Here is a 699-nt window from a genome sequence, read left to right as displayed (position 1 = left end):
AGTTCTGAGGCAACGAACAGTTGCCGGCTTTGAGCAGAACACTTCAGAACACACAATTGAAGAGTGTGCTTGTTCGCTCGAAACCATTAGGGTTTCGGTGGTCATAGCGTGAGGGAAACGCCCGGTCACATTTCGAACCCGGAAGCTAAGCCTTACAGCGCCGATGGTACTGCAGGGGGGACCCTGTGGGAGAGTAGGACGCCGCCGAACAATATTTGGAGGACCCCTGGTCCCAGCGTTCAGCTGGGACCAGGGGTCCTTTCGTTTTTCCAAAGCGCGCCGGCTGACCGGCTGCGCGAGAATACTTGCGGTACCGAAGACAGGAGTCACCGATGTCCACCAACTCTCCCGACGACCGACCGGAGCGCGACCAGCGGCGACGGGACAGTGGTGACCGCGGTGACCGCGGTGGCTTCGGCCGCCGCGACGACCGCCGCGACGACCGCCGCGACGACCGCCGCGACGACCGGCGCGACGACCGGCGTGGCGACGACCGCGGTGGGCGCAGTGACCGCAGTGGCTACGGTCGCCGGGACGACCGCGGTGGCTACCGTGGCCGGGACGACCGTCGTGACGGCGATCGCGGTGGCTACCGCGGGCGGGACGACCGTCGTGACGGTGACCGTGGGGGCTACGGTCGTGATGAGCGGCGTGATGACCGGCGTGGGGGTGAGCGGGGTTCCCGGCCGGGGTTCCGTC

The 699-nt window shown here is 66.7% G+C and carries 1 rRNA gene and 1 pseudogene; one reads left to right on the top strand and one right to left on the bottom strand.

Annotated elements, in window-relative coordinates:
* Nucleotides 1-93 precede the first annotated feature (93 nt).
* Nucleotides 94-210, top strand: a 5S ribosomal RNA gene (rrf, locus tag ACL02U_RS32925).
* Between the two features lie 116 nt (nucleotides 211-326).
* Here the strand turns inward: rrf and ACL02U_RS32920 are convergent.
* Nucleotides 327-699: pseudogene (locus tag ACL02U_RS32920) on the bottom strand (hypothetical protein); the annotation flags it as partial.

The sequence above is a fragment of the Streptomyces sp. MS06 genome (genome assembly GCF_047200655.1).
GTDB lineage: Bacteria > Actinomycetota > Actinomycetes > Streptomycetales > Streptomycetaceae > Streptomyces.
The sequence above is the reverse complement of the archived record's forward strand: the minus strand, read 5'-3'. Positions and strand labels throughout refer to the sequence as shown.